This is a genomic window from Streptomyces sp. NBC_01255, assembly GCF_036226445.1.
Taxonomy (GTDB): Bacteria; Actinomycetota; Actinomycetes; order Streptomycetales; family Streptomycetaceae; genus Streptomyces.
The window spans coordinates 5816122-5832320 of the sequence record NZ_CP108474.1; the positions used below are offsets into that span (position 1 = coordinate 5816122).

Sequence of the window (16199 nt, forward strand, 5' to 3'; positions counted from 1 at the left end):
CGGTCCGTGAGACCCTGGAGGGGTACTGGACCGCCGACGAAAGCCTGCTTGTGACCGCTACGGATCGCTCCATCGAGCTCGTCAACGCCGCCGCCCTGGCGGCTGCCGACCGGCTCGCTCACGACATCATCGCGTACGACGTCAGCGACGTGCTGTCGATCACCGACGCCTTCCTGCTCGCCTCCGCCCCCAACGACCGCCAGGTCAAGTCGATCGTCGACGAGATCGAGGAGCGGCTCAACAAGGACCTCGGCGCCAAGCCGGTGCGCCGCGAGGGCGACCGCGACGCCCGCTGGATCCTCCTGGACTACGTCGACATCGTCGTCCACGTCCAGCACAGCGAGGAGCGTGTCTTCTACGCGCTCGAGCGCCTGTGGAAGGACTGCCCCGAGCTCCCGCTGCCCGAGGAAGCCCTGAAGACCCGCGGCAAGGCAGCCGAGCACGCCGCCCTGACCGGTGCCGACATCGACGCCGGCTCCGGCCTGCCCGAGGGACCGGACGGTGAGCTGAGCTGAGCACCACCAAGGGCGGCATCGGCCGCCGTATCGTCCTCTGGCGTCACGGCCAGACCTCCTGGAACCTGGAGCGCCGGTTCCAGGGGTCCACGGACATCGAGCTGACGGAGACCGGCGTCGCCCAGGCGCGCCGGGCCGCCCGGCTGCTCGCCGCGCTGAAGCCGGACGCCGTCGTGGCCTCCGACCTGAAGCGGGCGGCGGCCACCGCCGCCGAGCTCGCCGCGCTCACCGGCCACACCGTCGCCCACGACTCCGCGCTGCGCGAGACGTACGCGGGGGAGTGGCAGGGGCTGACCCACGACGAGATCGTCGCCCGGTACGGCGAGCAGTACGCCGCCTGGAAGCGCGGCGAGCCCGTGCGCCGGGGCGGCGGCGAGCTGGAGACCGAGGTGGCCGACCGGGCCGCTCCGGTGGTTCTCGAACACGCCGAGAAGCTCCCCGAGGACGGCACGCTCGTCATCGTGAGCCACGGCGGCACGATCCGCACCACCATCGGCCGGCTCCTGGGCCTGGAGGCCCAGCACTGGGAGAGCCTGGGCGGGCTCTCCAACTGCTGCTGGTCCGTCCTCGGAGAGGGCGCCCGTGGCTGGCGCCTGATGGAGCACAACGCGGGCACGCTGCCCGAGCCGGTCCTCGGCGACGACGACTGAGGCACGTGAGCGGCCTGCCGGACCCGGATTTCACTTTCCGGCAGGTCACAGGCTAAAGTTCTTCTTGTTCGCAGCGCAGAGCGCGAAGAACACGAGGGGCTATAGCTCAGTTGGTAGAGCGCCTGCATGGCATGCAGGAGGTCAGGAGTTCAATTCTCCTTAGCTCCACAGTCGCCGAATCCCGTCCCCAACAGGGGGCGGGATTCGTTGTTTCCGCCCAGCCCGCGGATCGCACGGCGGCTCTCCTCGTCGTTGGGCGTGTACGTCACGATCCGGCACTCCGGCATCCCGTTGACGGACAGGGAGACCGAGGTCATCCGCATCTCGCCGACCGACTCGTGACGGAAGGTCTTCACCCGGGTCCCCGGCGGGACCACGTCGCCGCTGCGCCAGAGCCGCGCGAAGAGCGGGCTGGCCTCCGCCAGGCGCCGGACGAACGCCTCCCAGGAGGGCTCGCCCACGTGCCGTCCGTAGGCGCCCCGCAGCTGGGCCACCATGAGCGGCAGCTCCTGCTCCCGGTTGACCAGGGGGCACGTCGGCTCCGACGCGGTGAACAGCGCCCACAGCACGTTGCGTAAACCGAACGGGCCCGTGTCCATCCTGCTTCCCTCCCACAGGAAGAGCCGCTCGTAGGTGGTGTTGGTCGCCAGCACGTCGTACCGCGCGTTGTAGAGCACCGCCGGGTGCGGGTCCAGCGCGTCGAGGATGCCCTGGATCTCGGGGCTGACGACCTCGATGTCGGGGGTGGTGTGCTCGGGGGCGTACGGCACCTCGGCGAGGTGGTAGAGGTGCTCGCGCTCGGGCCGGTCGAGGCGGAGCGTACGGGCGACGGCGTCGAGCACCTGCGCCGAGGCGTTGATCGGACGGCCCTGCTCCAGCCAGGTGTACCAGGTCACGCCGACCCCGGAGAGCTGGGCGACCTCCTCGCGGCGCAGCCCCGGTGTGCGGCGGCGGAGTCCCGGCGGCATGCCCACGTCCTCCGGGGTCACCCGGGCCCTGCGGCTGCGCAGGAACGCGGCCAGCTCAGGCCGTCGGCGCGGCTGGATCGGTACAGCTGCCAAAGTCGTCACACCCCCATGGTCGAGTCCCCGTGCCGCCGTTGCCAGGTGGTGTCAGTACCAGTATCGGCGGGCTCTCGTTACCCGTATCAGACCGGGGGCACGCTCCTCGCATGCCCTCGACCACAACACGTCCCGTACTCAGTAAAGACGGTGGCACCGACAATCGCCCCGGACCGCTGCTCAGCGTGGTGCTGGCCGCCCAGTTCATGGCACTCCTCGACGTCTTCATCGTCAACGTCGCCGCCCCCACCATCCGCGCCGAACTCTCCGCGTCCGGAGCCGGACTTCAGCTCGTCGTCGCCGGATACACCATCACCTACGCGGTGCTGCTCATCACCGGCGCACGCCTCGGCGACCTGCTCGGCCACCGCCGGATGTACCTCGGCGGCCTCGCCCTCTTCACCGCGGCCTCGCTGGCCTGCGGACTCGCCGCCGAAACCGGCCAGTTGATCGCCTTCCGGCTGGTCCAGGGCGCCGGCTCCGCCCTGATGATCCCGCAGGTGCTCAGCCTCATCCAACGGAACTTCACGGGCGAGAACCGGGTCAGGGCGCTCGGCGCCTACTCGGCGGTCCTGGCCACCGGCGCCGCCGCCGGCCAGGTCGTCGGCGGCGTCCTCGTCAGCGCCGACCTGTTCGGCGCCGGCTGGCGGCCGGTCTTCCTGGTCAACGTGCCGATCGGGCTCGCCCTGCTCGCCCTCGGCGCCCGGACCCTCCCGCGCGACGCCCCCACCGGGCCCGAGCGGGCCCGCGGCCTCGACCTGCCGGGACTGCTGCTCCTCGCGGCCGCCGTGTCCCTGCTGACCGTCCCCCTGGTCCTCGGGGAGGAGCAGGACTGGCCGCTGTGGTCATGGGTCTCGCTCGGCGGCTCCCTCGCGCTCCTCGCCGTGTTCGGCGCGTACGAAGCGGGCCTCGCCCGGCGCGGTGGCGCGCCCCTCATCGCCCCGCGCGTCCTGCGCGTTCCCGGCATGGGACGGGCGGTCCTCCGGATCGCCGTGGCGATGGGTGTCAACGCCGGGTTCCTGTTCACCCTCACCCTGCACCTGCAGGGCGGGCTCGGACACAGCGCCCTGCGCGCCGGACTCACCTTCGTTCCCGCCGCGGTCGCGTTCGGCGTCGTCGGACTGACCTGGCGGCGCTGGCCGGCCCGGACGCAACGCGCGCTGATCCCGGGCGGATTCCTGCTCGCGGCCGCCGCCGCACTCGCCCTCGGCCTGTCCCTCGCGGACGGCGGCACGGGCGGCTGGGCGCTCTACCCGGCCCTGTGCGGAGTGGGTGTGGGCATCGCGCTGGCCTTCAGCCCCGCCCTGACCGGCGCGCTGGCCACCGTACGGCCCGAGGACGCGGCCGATGCCAGCGGACTGCTCGCCACCGTCACCCAGCTCGGCCAGCTCATCGGAGTCGCCGTCTTCGGCACCGTCTTCCTGGGGCGCCTGACGACTACCGGAGCGCAGGGGTCCGCCGACGCGCTGTGGGCGACCACCCTCGCCCTGGCCGCCGCGGCGGTCGTGGGCGCCCTGTCCGGGCTGCCCCGGCGAGCGCGCTGACCCCCTTGCGGGGCCATGGCAGAATCGGACGGCCGGAGGGGGACGAGGATCCGGACGGGAGGGTGACCCAAGTGCTCGGCGACAACGGCAGGGTGTCCTATGGGTGCACGGCCTGCGGCCACAGCTGGAGCTGACTGATGGGTGCACACAGGCGGAAATGCGACTGGTGCGGCAGCGGTACGCCCATCGTGCGCGACATGGACCCCGTCAATCCCGAGTTCCAGTACTGGTGCGAGGAGTGCGCGCGGGCGCTGATCATAAAAGGCGACCCCATCGAGACGTACCGCGAGCTGGAAGGGGAGCCGATCTACGGCCGGCTCCTCGACGAGCACTGCACCCTCAAGCGGTTCTACTCCTTCGCCAGAGCCTGATCCCGGGCCTGACGCCGCTCCGCCAGTACGTACGCCACGAGCAGGGCCGTCGCCGTCAGCGGATAGACGGCGGACAGCAGCATCTGGCCCGCGTTCTGGTCCAGTTCGGGACGGCCCGGGTCGTGCGGCACCCACCACAGCGCGAACGACGTGAAGGCCACGGCCACCACACCGGTCACCGGCCACGCGCGCGTGGCGCGGTCCGCGAGCAGGATCAGCAGGGGCACGCACCAGACCCAGTGGTGGGACCAGGAGATCGGGCTGATCATCAGCGCCGTGAACGCGCAGATGATCACGGCCACCGCCTTGTCGCCGCGGACGGCGGCCCGTACCGCGAGGAACATCGCCGCACCGCCCATGACGGCGGCGGTCAGCACCCACCAGATGCCCGGGGAGTCCGTGTGCATCAGCCGGGCCAGGACGCCGCTGATGGACTGGTTCGCGGTCTCCTCGGCGAAGCCGACCCGGCCGGTCGCGAAGAGCGTCTCCGTCCAGAACTTATTCGAGTCCGCCGGCAGGGCCAGCGCCACGGCCAGCGTCGTCGCCAGGAACACCCCGGTCGCCGTCACTCCCGTGCGCAGCCACTGGTTCCAGCGGCGGTTCCGGCGCCACAGCAGCAGACCGGCGGCCAGCAGCAGGACCACGAAGAGCCCCGGTGTGAGCTTTACCGCTGTCGCGAGACCGATACCCAGACCGGCCCAGCGGCTGCCCTCGCGGCGCGTGAGGTCCCACAGGACCGCCACCGCTATGAGCAGGTTGATCTGGCCGTACCGCAGCGTCGTCCACACCGGCTCGCACCAGACCACGGCCGCGGCGACCAGCAGTGTCGTACGCCACAGGTCCGTCCGGGACAGCGCCGGGCGGACCAGCTGGAGCGACAGCTGGACCAGGGCGATCACCAGGAGCAGGTTCCCCGCGGTCGCGAGCGTCCGCATCACGGGGACGCTCACCAAGGTCAGCGGGACGAACAGCAGGGCCGCGAACGGCGGATAGGTCATGGCGAGGTCCGCCGAGGTGGCGCGCATCGCGTAGAGGTCTCCGCCGGCCCGTACCGTCTCGCCCTCGGCCCGGTAGACCATCACGTCGAGCATGTTCACGTGGGCGAGGCGTTGTGCCACCCAGAAGGACACGAAGGAGAGCAGGCAGACAGCCGCGGCGGTGGCCAGGGGCCACGGCCGGGCGCGGGTTTTCGAGAGCACGGAGACGGACACAGTCGGCGACCCTACCGGGCAGGTCGGAGGGGGTCCGAGAATCGATTTGGAGATCTGCCGGGGAGCCGGTTAATGTTCTGTCTGTCGCCGCGAGGGAAACCGAAACGGAGACGGAAAACAGCAAGGGGCTATAGCTCAGTTGGTAGAGCGCCTGCATGGCATGCAGGAGGTCAGGAGTTCAATTCTCCTTAGCTCCACAGAAAAGAAGCGGGTCACCCGGATCGGGTGGCCCGCTTCTTCGTGTCCACGCGTGGAACTCCGGTGCGGCCCGCGCGGGCGCTGCGGTACCCTGGCGCCATGCGTGCCGTACGCCTCCTGCTTACCGAGCCGCGCTGATCAGTCCCGGCGCATGACCGTCGTCCCGTCGACCGTCATCCCGTCGGAGTCGGCGCGGCTTCCCCTCCTGTGCGAGGGGATTTTTCATTTAGCGGCAGTTCGTGGCAGTGGGCAGAGACGATCGATGGAGCTTCAAGGACCATGACCGAGATCAATACGACCGCCGAGACGGCGGCCCCGCATCGCTACACGGCAGCCATGGCCGCCGACATCGAGGCACGCTGGCAGGACTTCTGGGACGCCGAGGGCACGTACGAGGCGCCGAACCCCTCCGGTGACCTGGCGGGCGACCCCGAGATCGCCGCCCGGCCCAAGAAGTTCATCATGGACATGTTCCCGTACCCCTCGGGTGCGGGCCTGCACGTCGGCCACCCGCTCGGCTACATCGCCACGGACGTCTACGCCCGCCACGCGCGTATGACCGGTCACAACGTGCTGCACACCCTGGGCTTCGACGCCTTCGGCCTGCCGGCCGAGCAGTACGCCGTGCAGACGGGCACGCACCCGCGCGTGTCCACCGAGGCCAACATGGAGAACATGAAGGTCCAGCTGCGCCGGCTGGGCCTGGGCCACGACAAGCGCCGGTCGTTCGCCACGATCGACCCGGAGTACTACAAGTGGACCCAGTGGATCTTCCTGCAGATCTTCAACTCCTGGTATGACGACGAGGCCGGCAAGGCCCGTCCGATCGCCGAGCTGATCGCGCAGTTCGAGAACGGCACGCGTGAGGTCCCCGGCACGCGCGCGTGGAGCGAGCTGACCGCCGCCGAGCGCTCCGACGTCCTGAGCGAGTACCGCCTGGCGTACGCCTCCGACGCGCCCGTCAACTGGTGTCCCGGCCTGGGCACGGTCCTGGCCAACGAGGAGGTCACCGCCGACGGTCGCTCCGAGCGCGGCAACTTCCCCGTCTTCAAGTCCAAGCTGCGCCAGTGGAACATGCGGATCACCGCCTACGCGGACCGCCTGCTGGACGACCTGGACGCGCTGGACTGGCCCGAGGCCATCAAGCTGCAGCAGCGGAACTGGATCGGCCGCTCCGAGGGCGCCCGCGTCGACTTCAAGGTCGGCGACACCGGCGCGATCACCGTCTTCACCACCCGCCAGGACACCCTGTTCGGCGCCACCTACATGGTCCTGGCTCCGGAGCACCCCCTGGTCGACGGCGCCGCGACGATCGTCCCGGCCGTCTGGCCCGAGGGCACGCACGACGTGTGGACCGGCGGACACGCCACCCCGGCCGAGGCCGTCGACGCCTACCGCAAGCAGGCCGCCTCCAAGTCCGACGTCGAGCGACAGGCCGAGGCCAAGGACAAGACCGGCGTCTTCACCGGCGCGTTCGCGACCAACCCCGTCAGCGGCGAGCAGGTCCCGGTCTTCATCGCCGACTACGTCCTGATGGGCTACGGCACCGGCGCCATCATGGCCGTCCCGGCGCACGACACCCGCGACTTCGCCTTCGCGCGCGCCTTCGAGCTGCCGATGCGCTGCGTCGTCGAGCCGTCGGACGACCGCGGCACGGACCCGTCGGTCTGGGACGACGCCTTCGCCTCGTACGAGGCGAAGCTGGTCAACTCGGCCAACGACGAGATCTCGCTGGACGGTCTGGGTGTCGTCGACGCCAAGGCGAAGATCACCTCCTGGCTGGCCGACCGCGGCATCGGCGAGGGCACCGTCAACTTCCGGCTGCGCGACTGGCTGTTCAGCCGCCAGCGGTACTGGGGCGAGCCCTTCCCGATCGTCTACGACGAGGACGGCGTCGCGCACTCGCTGCCCGAGTCGATGCTGCCGCTGGAGCTGCCGGAGGTCGAGGACTACTCGCCGCGCACCTTCGACCCGGACGACGCGGACACCCAGCCGGAGACCCCGCTGTCCCGTAACGAGGACTGGGTCAACGTCACCCTGGACCTGGGCGACGGCGCGGGTCCGCGGAGCTACCGCCGCGAGACCAACACCATGCCCAACTGGGCCGGCTCCTGCTGGTACGAGCTGCGCTACCTGGACCCGCACAACTCCGAGAAGCTGGTCGACCCGGCCGTCGAGCAGTACTGGATGGGCCCGCGCGAGGGCATGCCGACCGGTGGCGTCGACCTGTACGTCGGCGGCGCCGAGCACGCCGTGCTGCACCTGCTGTACGCGCGCTTCTGGTCCAAGATGCTGTTCGACCTGGGCCACATCTCCTCGGCCGAGCCGTTCCACAAGCTGTACAACCAGGGCATGATCCAGGCCTTCGTCTACCGGGACGCCCGCGGCATCGCCGTGCCGGCGGCCGAGGTCGAGGAGCGGGACGGCGCCTTCTGGTACGAGGGCGAGAAGGTCAGCCGCGTCCTGGGCAAGATGGGCAAGTCGCTGAAGAACGCGGTGACGCCGGACGAGATCTGCTCCGAGTACGGCGCCGACACCCTGCGCCTGTACGAGATGGCGATGGGCCCGCTGGACGTCTCGCGTCCCTGGGACACGCGCGCCGTGGTCGGCCAGTACCGGCTGCTGCAGCGGCTGTGGCGCAACGTCGTCGACGAGTCGACCGGCGAGGTCACCGTCGTCGACACCGCCGCCGACGAGGACACGCTGCGTGCCCTGCACAAGGCGATCGACGGTGTCGCGCAGGACATGGCGGCGATGCGCTTCAACACCGCCATCGCCAAGGTCACCGAGCTGAACAACCACCTGACGAAGACCGGTGGCGCGCTGTCCCGGCAGGTCGCCGAGCAGCTGGTGCTGCTGGTCGCCCCGCTGGCCCCGCACATCGCCGAGGAGCTGTGGCGCAAGCTGGGCCACACCGAGTCGGTCGTCCACCAGGGCTTCCCGGTCGCCGACCCGGCGTACGTCGTCGACGAGACCGTGACCTGCGTCGTGCAGATCAAGGGCAAGGTCAAGGCCCGCCTGGAGGTCTCCCCGTCGATCACGGACGCGGAGCTGGAGGCGCTGGCGCTGGCCGACCCGCACGTGGTCGGGGCGCTGGGCGGCGCGGAGATCCGCAAGGTGATCGTGCGCGCGCCGAAGCTGGTCAACATCGTCGCGGGCTGACGGCTGACGGCTGACGGCTGACGGCTGACGGCTGACGTCTGACGTCAGACGGAGGTATGGGGGGTTTCCCCTACGGGCAGGTTAGGGGTTCCGATGGAACCACTGGCCTGCCCGTTCCGTTTACGGTGGAGGGACCACAGTCGTGGGGACTCGACGGATGCCGGAGGGGCGGACATGGAAGCCGCGATTATCACGATCATGGCGCTGCTCTTCTTCGCCTTCGTGGCGCTCGGGGTCTACGCCACCGTGAAGGTGGCCAAGGCGGCCAAGCGCGGGGTGGACCGCACCCTGGACCAGGCGCGGCGCACGGTGGAGGACACCACGCTGCGGGCCAAGAGCTTCGGCCAGGCCGGGGCCGCGAGCGAGCTGGCCCGGCTGCGGCTCTCGCTGCGCACCTCGATGCGGGCCACGCAGGAGGCGTTGCAGGCGGGCGTCGGCGAGGACGCCTCGCTGAAGGAGTCGCTGGACCTGTTCCACCGGCTCAGCGCGCACGGGCTCGAACTGGACGAGGACCTCAAGCGCATGGAGCGGGAGCCGGACAAGGCCTATGTGGCCGGACAGCTTTCCGACCTCGCGCGGCGGACGGAGCAGATCACGGGGTCGGCCGACGCGCTGCGCCGGGCCGCCCGGGACCGGGCGCTGAAGTTCGCCGAGGACGACCTGTCGTCGCTGAGCGCCCAGATCGACGTCGAGGCGGGCGCCCTGCGTCACTGGGACGGCCCGGAGACGGCGCCGGAGTCGGGTGCCGCGGAGGCGTGGGGGAGCCCCGCCGGGACGGCGGGTCCGCAGGTCGGGGACGAGCCGCCCGCGATCACGGCGCGTGATCCCCGGCGCACGGCCTACCCGTGGGAGAAGTCGGCCCGCCCGGAGACCACTACCTGACCTGACCTGACCTGACCTGACCGTGCCGGGAGGGACGTGGGGGACGTCCGGCGGGGGGCCGGGCTGCCGCGCCGGGGCTTCGACGGGTAACCTCCCGCTCATGTCCCGGCATGTCGCGATCGTCACCGATTCCACGGCCTACCTGCCACCTCAGACGAGGGAGCGGCACGCCATCACGACGGTCCCGCTGACCGTCGTCATCGGCGACCGCGCGCTGGAGGAGGGCACCGAGATCTCGGCCCGGTCGCTCGCCGAGGCCCTCCAGAAGCGGCGGCCCGTCACCACCTCGCGACCGAGCCCCGAGGTCTTCGCTGCGGCCTACCGCGAGGCGGCGGAGGCGGGGGCGCGGGGAGTCGTCTCGCTCCATCTGTCCGCCGAGGTCTCCGGGACGTACGACGCCGCCGTGCTCGCGGCGAAGGACGCCCCCGTGCCGGTGCGCGTGGTGGACACCCGCATGGTCGGCATGGCGCTGGGCTTCTGCGCCCTGGCAGCGGCGGAGGTCGCGGAGGCGGGCGGCTCTCTCGACGAGGTGGTCGCGGCGGCGGAGAAGCGCGTCGCGGGAACCTCCGCATACTTCTACGTCGACACGCTCGACTATCTGCGCCGGGGCGGGCGCATCGGCGCCGCGCAGGCGCTGCTCGGCTCCGCGCTCGCGGTGAAGCCGCTCCTGGAACTCGACGGCGGCCGGATCGAGCTGCGGGAGAAGGTGCGGACGGCCTCGAAGGCCATCGCACGCCTGGAAGAGATCGCCGTGGAACGGGCCGGCTCCGGTGCCGTCGACATCGCCGTGCACCACCTCTCCGCGCCGGAACGGGCCACCGTGCTGGCCGACCGGCTCAGGGAGCGGATCCCCGGGATCGGGGAACTCCACGTCAGCGAGGTGGGGGCGGTCATCGGCGCGCACACGGGCCCGGGGCTGCTCGCGGTCGTCGTCTCGCCGCGCTGAGCGTCCTCGCCTCCCCGTACGAGTGACGGAGATATCCACAACCGGAGTCTTTTCCACGGGCCTTGGGTGAGTCCCGCACGGGGTGCTCGTGATCTCTACCGTCACGAGCATGGCACTTCGTACACGTATCGCATCGATCACCACCGGAGTCGCGGACAGGCCGGGGGCTCCCACGAGCGGGCCCGGGAGGGCGCCGGGTTCGGACGGGCGCAGCCGTCCCGGAGGGCGCGGAGCGCCTCCTGGGCGGGCTCGGAGGCGCACCCGGGTGCGTCGGGTCTCCGAGGTGCCCGGAGCCGTCGTGCGGCGGCGGGGGGACGCCCTGTTCCCGCCGGTGGCACAGCCGGCGCCGCCGGTGCCGGCTGCGGGGCGGCCTGAGACGCCGGAGGCGCCGGAGCGTGGTTCTCCGACGCGGGCGCGGGAGCGGCTGGCGGCGGCGTTACGGGAGCGGACTCCGCTGTGGGTGCAGACGCGGTGCGGGCTCGAACCGAGGGCGCTGGCCGCGCTGACCGTGATTCTGCTCGTGGCCGCGGGCCTCGCCGGCGGGTACTTCTGGACGGGGCGGCCGGAGCAGGTACGGGCCCCCGAGATCGTCCGCGCCGTCCCAGCGGCGGCCACGCCCGCCACAGCCACAGCCACAGCCACAGCCGTGGCACGGGCCGGGCCCGGGAGCGAGCCGGGTCCCGGGCCCGGAGCGGGTGGGGCGAAGGTGGTCGTCGACGTCGGCGGCAAGGTGCGCAGGCCCGGAGTGCTGACCCTGCCCGCAGGCTCGCGGGTGACGGACGCACTGAGGGCCGCGGGCGGGGCGGAACCCGGGGCCGATCTCACCGGGATCAACCGGGCCCGCGTCCTCATGGACGGCGAGCAGGTCCTGGTCGGGCTGCCAGGGATGCCGGGGCTGCCGGTCGGCGGCTCCGGTCCCGGCTCCGGGACCGGTGGGCCGGGGCCGCCGTTGAGTCTCAACGCGGCCACCGTGGAACAGCTCGACACCCTGCCCGGCGTCGGTCCTGTCCTCGCCCGGCACATCGTGGACCATCGCACGGAGCAGGGCGGCTTCCGGTCGGTGGCCGAGCTACGGGAGGTCAACGGCATCGGGGAGCGTCGGTTCGCCGACCTCGAACCGCTGGTCCGGCCGTGAACCGGGCCGGGACGGAGGGGCCGGCCGATCTGCGGCTCGTGCCCCTCGCGCTGGCGGCCTGGGCGGCCGCGGCCTGTGCTGTGGGCGTTGCCGGGTGGTGGACGGTGGCCGGGGTCACGCTCTGCCTCGTGGGGGCGGCCGCCCTGCTGGCTCCGGGCCTGGCCCGGCGGCTCGGAGATGCGGGTGGTTCCCGGGGCGCGTCAGGAGGGGAGCCGGACGTGCCGGGGGCCTCTCCGGTGTCGCCGGGGTGGCGGTTGCGGGCGACCGCGTGCGCGGGGGTCCTGCTCTGTGCCGCGGCCGGGGCGGCCTCGGCGGGGCTGCACGCGGCGGATCTGCGGCGCGGTCCCGTACCTGCCCTGGCACGGGAGTACGTCCGGGCGCAGATGGAGGTCACCGTGACCTCCGATCCACGGCTCACCCGGCCCCAGGTGCGGGGCAACGCGATGGCGCCGGTCTCGGTCGTCCTCGACGGAGAGGTGACCCGCGTCGAGCGGTCGGACGGTGCGGCGCACCGGACGCGTACGCCGGTGCTGCTGATCGTGCCGCCGGGGGAGGGCCGGGAGGAGTGGCTGCGGCTCCTTCCCTCGACCCGGCTGCGGGTCGGAGCCCGGCTGGCGCCGCCGCTGCGCTCCGGTGAACCGTTCGCCGCGGTGCTCAAGGTCGACGGGGAGGGTCCACCGCGGATCGTCGGTCCGCCGAGCGCTCCGCAGCGCACGGCGGGCGAGCTGCGCGCCGGGCTGCGGAGAGCGACCGAGGGGCTCGATCCGGACGCGCGGGCCCTGCTGCCCGGACTGGTCGTCGGGGACACCTCCAGGATCGGCCCCGAACTGCGGGACGCTTTCGAGGCCACCGACCTCACCCATCTCCTCGCGGTCTCCGGCAGCAATCTCTCCGTCGTGCTGCTCCTGCTCGTCGGGCGTCCCGGGCGGGCGCATCAGGTGGAGCGGGGCGGGCTCGCTCCCCGGCTCGGTCTTTCGCTGCGGGCGACCGCGGTGGCCGGGGGAGCGCTGACGCTGGCCTTCGTCGTCGTCTGCCGACCCGATCCGAGCGTGCTGCGCGCGGCGGCCTGCGGGCTCGTCGTCCTCCTGGCGATCGGCACCGGGCGTCGGAGATCGCTGATCCCCGCGCTGGCCACCGCCGTCCTGCTTCTGGTGCTCTACGACCCTTGGCTGGCGCGGAGCTACGGGTTCCTGCTCTCGGTCCTGGCCACCGGGGCCCTGCTGACGGTCGCCCCGCGGTGGAGCGAGGCGCTGCGGCGGCGCCGGGTGCCGGGGCGGCTCGCGGAGGCGCTGGCGGCGGCCCTCGCGGCGCAGGCGGTGTGCGCGCCGGTCGTGGTGGTCTTCGCCGCCCGGGTGAGTCTGGTCGCGATTCCGGCGAACCTCTTCGCCGAACTGGCCGTCGCGCCCGCGACGGTGCTCGGCTTCGCCGCGCTCGCCCTGGCGCAGGTGTGGGAGCCGGCAGCGGCGGGGGCGGCGTGGGTGGCGGGATGGCCGGCCGGGTGGATCGCGGGGGTGGCCCGCGCGGGCGGGGAGCTGCCGGGAGCCCAGCTGTCCTGGCCCGGCGGGTGGTGGGGCGGGCTGGTCCTCGCGCTGCTCACGGGTCTCGTGCTGCTCGGGGCGCGCAGACTGCCGTACCGGGGGTGGGCTGCCGCGCTCGTCGCCGGGCTGCTTCTCCTCGTGGTCGTCCGGCCGGTGCCACTGACGCGGTGGGCCACCGGGTGGCCGCCGCCGGGCTGGGTGTTCGCGATGTGCCAGGTGGGGCAGGGGGACGCGACGGTGCTGGCGGCGGGCGGGGACGCGGCCGTCGTGGTGGACGCCGGCCCCGATCCCGTACTGGTGGACCGCTGTCTGCGGGAGCTCGGGGTGCGGCGGGTGCCGTTGCTGGTGCTCACGCATTTCCACGCCGACCATGTGGCAGGGCTGACGGGGGTGCTACGGGGGCGGTCGGTGGGGGCGATCCAGACGACGGGGCTCGAAGAGCCGCCCGCCCAGGCCGCGTTCGTGCGGCGGATCGCGGCCGCCGCAGGGGTGCCGTTGGTCCGTGCGGGGCCGGGGGAGCAGCGGAGGAGCGGGGCCCTGGAGTGGCGGGTGCTGTGGCCGCCGGCGGGTTCCGGAGGGTCGGTCGGCGGGGCGGTCGGCGGGTCGGCCGGTGGGGCGAACGACGCCAGTGTCACGCTCCTCGTCCGTGCTGCCGGAGGGCTGAGTCTGCTGCTCCTCGGTGACCTCGAACCGCCGGCTCAGCGCGCGTTGCTGAGGAGCAGTCCGGGGCTGGGCCCGGTGGACGTGCTCAAGGTCGCCCACCATGGGTCCGCGCACCAGGACCCGGGGCTGATACGGGCGGCGCGGCCGCGTCTCGCGCTGGTCTCGACAGGACGCGACAACCCGTATGGACATCCGTCGCCCCGGACGGTGGAGGCGTTGCGGGCCGGTGGGGCGCGGGTGCTGCGGACGGACGAGGACGGGGCGATCGCGGTGGTGGGTGCGGGGCGCGGGCTCGTGGCCGTACCGAGGGGAGGGTGAGTCATCGGAGTGAGAGAGCGATTCGATGTAAAGAAATCCTTGTAAAGAAGTCTTTCTAAAGATAGCTTTTCATTATGCCGGAGATCAGCGAACCGCGACCCGAGGGCGAGCAGCCCCGCAGTATCCGCCTCACCGACCCGCGCGCCCTGCGGGCCTACGCCCACCCCCTGCGGATGTCCCTGGTGGGACTGCTGCGCAGCAGCGGCCCCTTCACCGCCACCAAGGCCGCCGAGCTGACCGGTGAGTCCGTGGCCAGCTGCTCCTACCACCTGCGGATACTCGCCAAGTACGGCCTCGTGGAGGAGGCGCCGGGGGGCCGGGGGCGGGAGAAGCCCTGGCGGGCCACCGCCCGGTACACGGAGTGGCCGGAGTACAGCGAGGACGACACGGTCGCGGAGGCCGCCGGCGCCCTGACGGCCGCCGTCACCGAGCTCTACTTCGAGCGGGTCACCCGGGCCATCGAGCGCCGGCACACGCTGCCGAGGGAGTGGCGGGAGGCCGAGCAGTTCGGTGACTCCCTGCTCTTCCTCACCCCCGAGGAGCTGACCGGCCTCGGAGAGCGGATCGACGGACTCCTCCGCCCCTTCGAGGGGCGCGAGTCCGACCCGTCCCTCAGGCCCGAGGGCGCCCGGGCCGTCAGCATCCTGCGGATCGCCTACCTGGACCAGGAAGTCCCCCACCGCCAAGAACACGAAGAGGAGTAAGCGAGATGGCCCTCGTGGAACGCATACCAGCACTGCTGCGCGAGCGGACCTTCCGCCGCTACTGGACCGGGCAGACCATCTCGCTCGTCGGGGACCAGATCTCGCTCATCGCCATCCCGCTCGCCGCCGTCCTGATCCTCGGCGCAGACGCCGCCGAGATGGGCTGGCTCAAGACCGCCGAACTCCTCCCCGCCCTCCTGCTCAACCTGCCGCTCGGCGCCTGGGCGGACCGGCAGGCCCGCCGCAGACGCGTGATGATCGTCGCCGACCTCGGGCGGGCGGCTCTGATGCTGACGCTCCCGGTGGCCTACGCGCTCGACGCGTTGACGCTTGGTCAGCTGTACGCGGTGGCCTTCGGGATCGGCGCGCTCACCGTGCTCTTCGAGGTCTGCAACGCCACGCTCATCGTGGCACTCGTCCCCACCGAGCGGTACGTGCAGGCGAACTCGCTGGTCAACGGAAGCCGCTCGATGTCCTGGCTCGCGGGACCCGGGATCGGAGGCGTCCTCGTACAAGTCCTCACCGCGCCCTTCGCCCTGGTCGCCGACGCCCTCACCTATGTGGTGTCGGCCGGCTACCTGGCCCGGGTCAAGGCGGTCGAACCTCCGCCGGCCGCCGTGGTCAAGGGGCACTTCACCGAGGGGATGCGCTGGGTGGTCCGGGACCGTTCGATGCGCGCGCTGTTCTCCGCCTCCGGCACGGTCCAGTTCTTCAACTACATGTTCCACACCCTCTTCGTGCTCTACGCGACGGCCGAACTCGACATCGGCGCCGGGCTGCTCGGCCTGGTCCTCGGAGCCGGTGCGGTGGGCGGTCTCATCGGGGCCGCGTGCAGTGGAGCGGTCGTCCGGCGGATCGGCATCGGCGCCTCGCTCGTCACCGGCTTCCTCGGGTTCACGCTGCCCCTGCTCCTGATACCCCTGGCCGGCGGGCCGCTGCCGCTGGTGGTGGCCGTGTTCTTCGCGGCGGAGTTCCTCTCCTGCGCCGGGGTGATGATCGTGGACATCGCCGCGGGATCGTTCCAGATGGCGGCGATCCCCGATGCGATACGGGCCCGGGTCATGGGCGCGTTCCGCACGCTCAACCACGGCTTCCGTCCCCTCGGCGCACTCGCAGGAGGCCTGCTCGGCACCGCGATCGGGCTGCGCCCGACGCTGTGGATCGCCACCGGCGGAGCCGTCCTCGCCGTGCTCTGGCTGCTGCCCTCGCCGCTGGCGCGGATGCGTGAACTGCCCACGAAGGGTGAGGAGTCGACCCCGGTGGGGGCGTTGTGACGGTGCGAGAGGAGGGAGACTGGCCGC

Annotated in this window: 13 protein-coding genes and 2 tRNA genes; 13 read left to right on the forward strand and 2 right to left on the reverse strand. The window is 72.1% G+C overall.

Going from position 1 to position 16199, the window contains the following annotated elements; all coding sequences use genetic code 11:
* Window positions 1-50 precede the first annotated feature (50 nt).
* From rsfS to OG357_RS26315, 3 genes are all read left to right on the forward strand, one after another.
* Window positions 51-515, forward strand: a complete 465-nt coding sequence (gene rsfS, locus OG357_RS26305) for a ribosome silencing factor (RefSeq protein WP_024756719.1) — start codon at window positions 51-53, stop codon at window positions 513-515.
* Window positions 512-1165, forward strand: a complete 654-nt coding sequence (locus OG357_RS26310) for a histidine phosphatase family protein (RefSeq protein WP_329625702.1) — start codon at window positions 512-514, stop codon at window positions 1163-1165. The genes rsfS and OG357_RS26310 overlap by 4 nt, the downstream gene beginning before the upstream one ends.
* 95 nt (window positions 1166-1260) lie before the next feature.
* Window positions 1261-1333 (forward strand) — tRNA-Ala (locus OG357_RS26315).
* Here the strand turns inward: OG357_RS26315 and OG357_RS26320 are convergent.
* Window positions 1315-2235, reverse strand: a complete 921-nt coding sequence (locus tag OG357_RS26320) for a helix-turn-helix transcriptional regulator (RefSeq protein WP_329623499.1) — start codon at window positions 2233-2235, stop codon at window positions 1315-1317. The two genes, OG357_RS26315 and OG357_RS26320, sit on opposite strands and share 19 nt — an antisense overlap.
* 101 nt (window positions 2236-2336) lie before the next feature.
* On the opposite strand from OG357_RS26320, the gene OG357_RS26325 reads away from it, so the two are divergent.
* On the forward strand, window positions 2337-3770 hold the full coding sequence (locus tag OG357_RS26325; protein WP_443066736.1) for an MFS transporter: 1434 nt from the start codon (window positions 2337-2339) through the stop codon (window positions 3768-3770).
* A gap of 137 nt (window positions 3771-3907) precedes the next feature.
* A complete protein-coding gene (locus tag OG357_RS26330; RefSeq protein WP_024756723.1) occupies window positions 3908-4141 on the forward strand; it encodes a hypothetical protein in 234 nt (77 codons plus the stop codon).
* Here the strand turns inward: OG357_RS26330 and OG357_RS26335 are convergent.
* The gene (locus OG357_RS26335; RefSeq protein ID WP_329623500.1) at window positions 4120-5352 is read right to left on the reverse strand and encodes a glycosyltransferase 87 family protein; all 1233 of its coding nucleotides are present in this window, start codon (window positions 5350-5352) and stop codon (window positions 4120-4122) included. The two genes, OG357_RS26330 and OG357_RS26335, sit on opposite strands and share 22 nt — an antisense overlap.
* 124 nt (window positions 5353-5476) lie before the next feature.
* On the opposite strand from OG357_RS26335, the gene OG357_RS26340 reads away from it, so the two are divergent.
* The 8 genes from OG357_RS26340 to OG357_RS26375 all read left to right on the forward strand — a co-directional run bounded on the left by OG357_RS26340 (window position 5477) and on the right by OG357_RS26375 (window position 16172).
* Window positions 5477-5549: transfer RNA gene (locus OG357_RS26340), tRNA-Ala, on the forward strand.
* A gap of 280 nt (window positions 5550-5829) precedes the next feature.
* Window positions 5830-8712 (forward strand): leucine--tRNA ligase, encoded by a 2883-nt coding sequence (gene leuS / locus OG357_RS26345; protein ID WP_329623501.1) that lies wholly within the window; start codon window positions 5830-5832, stop codon window positions 8710-8712.
* A gap of 174 nt (window positions 8713-8886) precedes the next feature.
* Window positions 8887-9594: a hypothetical protein gene (locus tag OG357_RS26350; RefSeq protein ID WP_329623502.1), complete on the forward strand. Its 708-nt coding sequence runs from the start codon at window positions 8887-8889 to the stop codon at window positions 9592-9594.
* 100 nt (window positions 9595-9694) lie between these two features.
* Complete coding sequence (locus tag OG357_RS26355) at window positions 9695-10540, forward strand: DegV family protein (protein ID WP_329623503.1); 846 nt, start codon at window positions 9695-9697, stop codon at window positions 10538-10540.
* Between the two features lie 109 nt (window positions 10541-10649).
* Window positions 10650-11675, forward strand: a complete 1026-nt coding sequence (locus tag OG357_RS26360) for a ComEA family DNA-binding protein (protein ID WP_329623504.1) — start codon at window positions 10650-10652, stop codon at window positions 11673-11675.
* 383 nt (window positions 11676-12058) lie between these two features.
* Window positions 12059-14194, forward strand: coding sequence for a ComEC/Rec2 family competence protein (locus OG357_RS26365; protein ID WP_443066821.1), 2136 nt, complete (start codon window positions 12059-12061; stop codon window positions 14192-14194).
* A gap of 74 nt (window positions 14195-14268) precedes the next feature.
* Window positions 14269-14898 carry a winged helix-turn-helix domain-containing protein gene (locus OG357_RS26370; protein ID WP_329623506.1) on the forward strand — a complete coding sequence of 210 codons (630 nt, stop codon included), beginning with the start codon at window positions 14269-14271 and terminating at the stop codon, window positions 14896-14898.
* A gap of 5 nt (window positions 14899-14903) precedes the next feature.
* Window positions 14904-16172: an MFS transporter gene (locus OG357_RS26375; RefSeq protein WP_329623507.1), complete on the forward strand. Its 1269-nt coding sequence runs from the start codon at window positions 14904-14906 to the stop codon at window positions 16170-16172.
* The last annotated feature ends 27 nt before the right edge of the window (window positions 16173-16199 follow it).

Excerpts from the sequence above, each read along its gene's own strand:
- OG357_RS26325 (WP_443066736.1), top strand. The coding sequence starts at position 2,337 with ATGCCCTCGACCACAACACGTCCCGTACTCAGTAAAGACGGTGGCACC.
- OG357_RS26330 (WP_024756723.1), top strand. The coding sequence starts at position 3,908 with ATGGGTGCACACAGGCGGAAATGCGACTGGTGCGGCAGCGGTACGCCC.
- leuS (WP_329623501.1), top strand. The coding sequence starts at position 5,830 with ATGACCGAGATCAATACGACCGCCGAGACGGCGGCCCCGCATCGCTAC.
- OG357_RS26350 (WP_329623502.1), top strand. The coding sequence starts at position 8,887 with ATGGAAGCCGCGATTATCACGATCATGGCGCTGCTCTTCTTCGCCTTC.
- OG357_RS26355 (WP_329623503.1), top strand. The coding sequence starts at position 9,695 with ATGTCCCGGCATGTCGCGATCGTCACCGATTCCACGGCCTACCTGCCA.
- OG357_RS26360 (WP_329623504.1), top strand. The coding sequence starts at position 10,650 with ATGGCACTTCGTACACGTATCGCATCGATCACCACCGGAGTCGCGGAC.
- OG357_RS26365 (WP_443066821.1), top strand. The coding sequence starts at position 12,059 with ATGGAGGTCACCGTGACCTCCGATCCACGGCTCACCCGGCCCCAGGTG.
- OG357_RS26370 (WP_329623506.1), top strand. The coding sequence starts at position 14,269 with ATGCCGGAGATCAGCGAACCGCGACCCGAGGGCGAGCAGCCCCGCAGT.
- OG357_RS26375 (WP_329623507.1), top strand. The coding sequence starts at position 14,904 with ATGGCCCTCGTGGAACGCATACCAGCACTGCTGCGCGAGCGGACCTTC.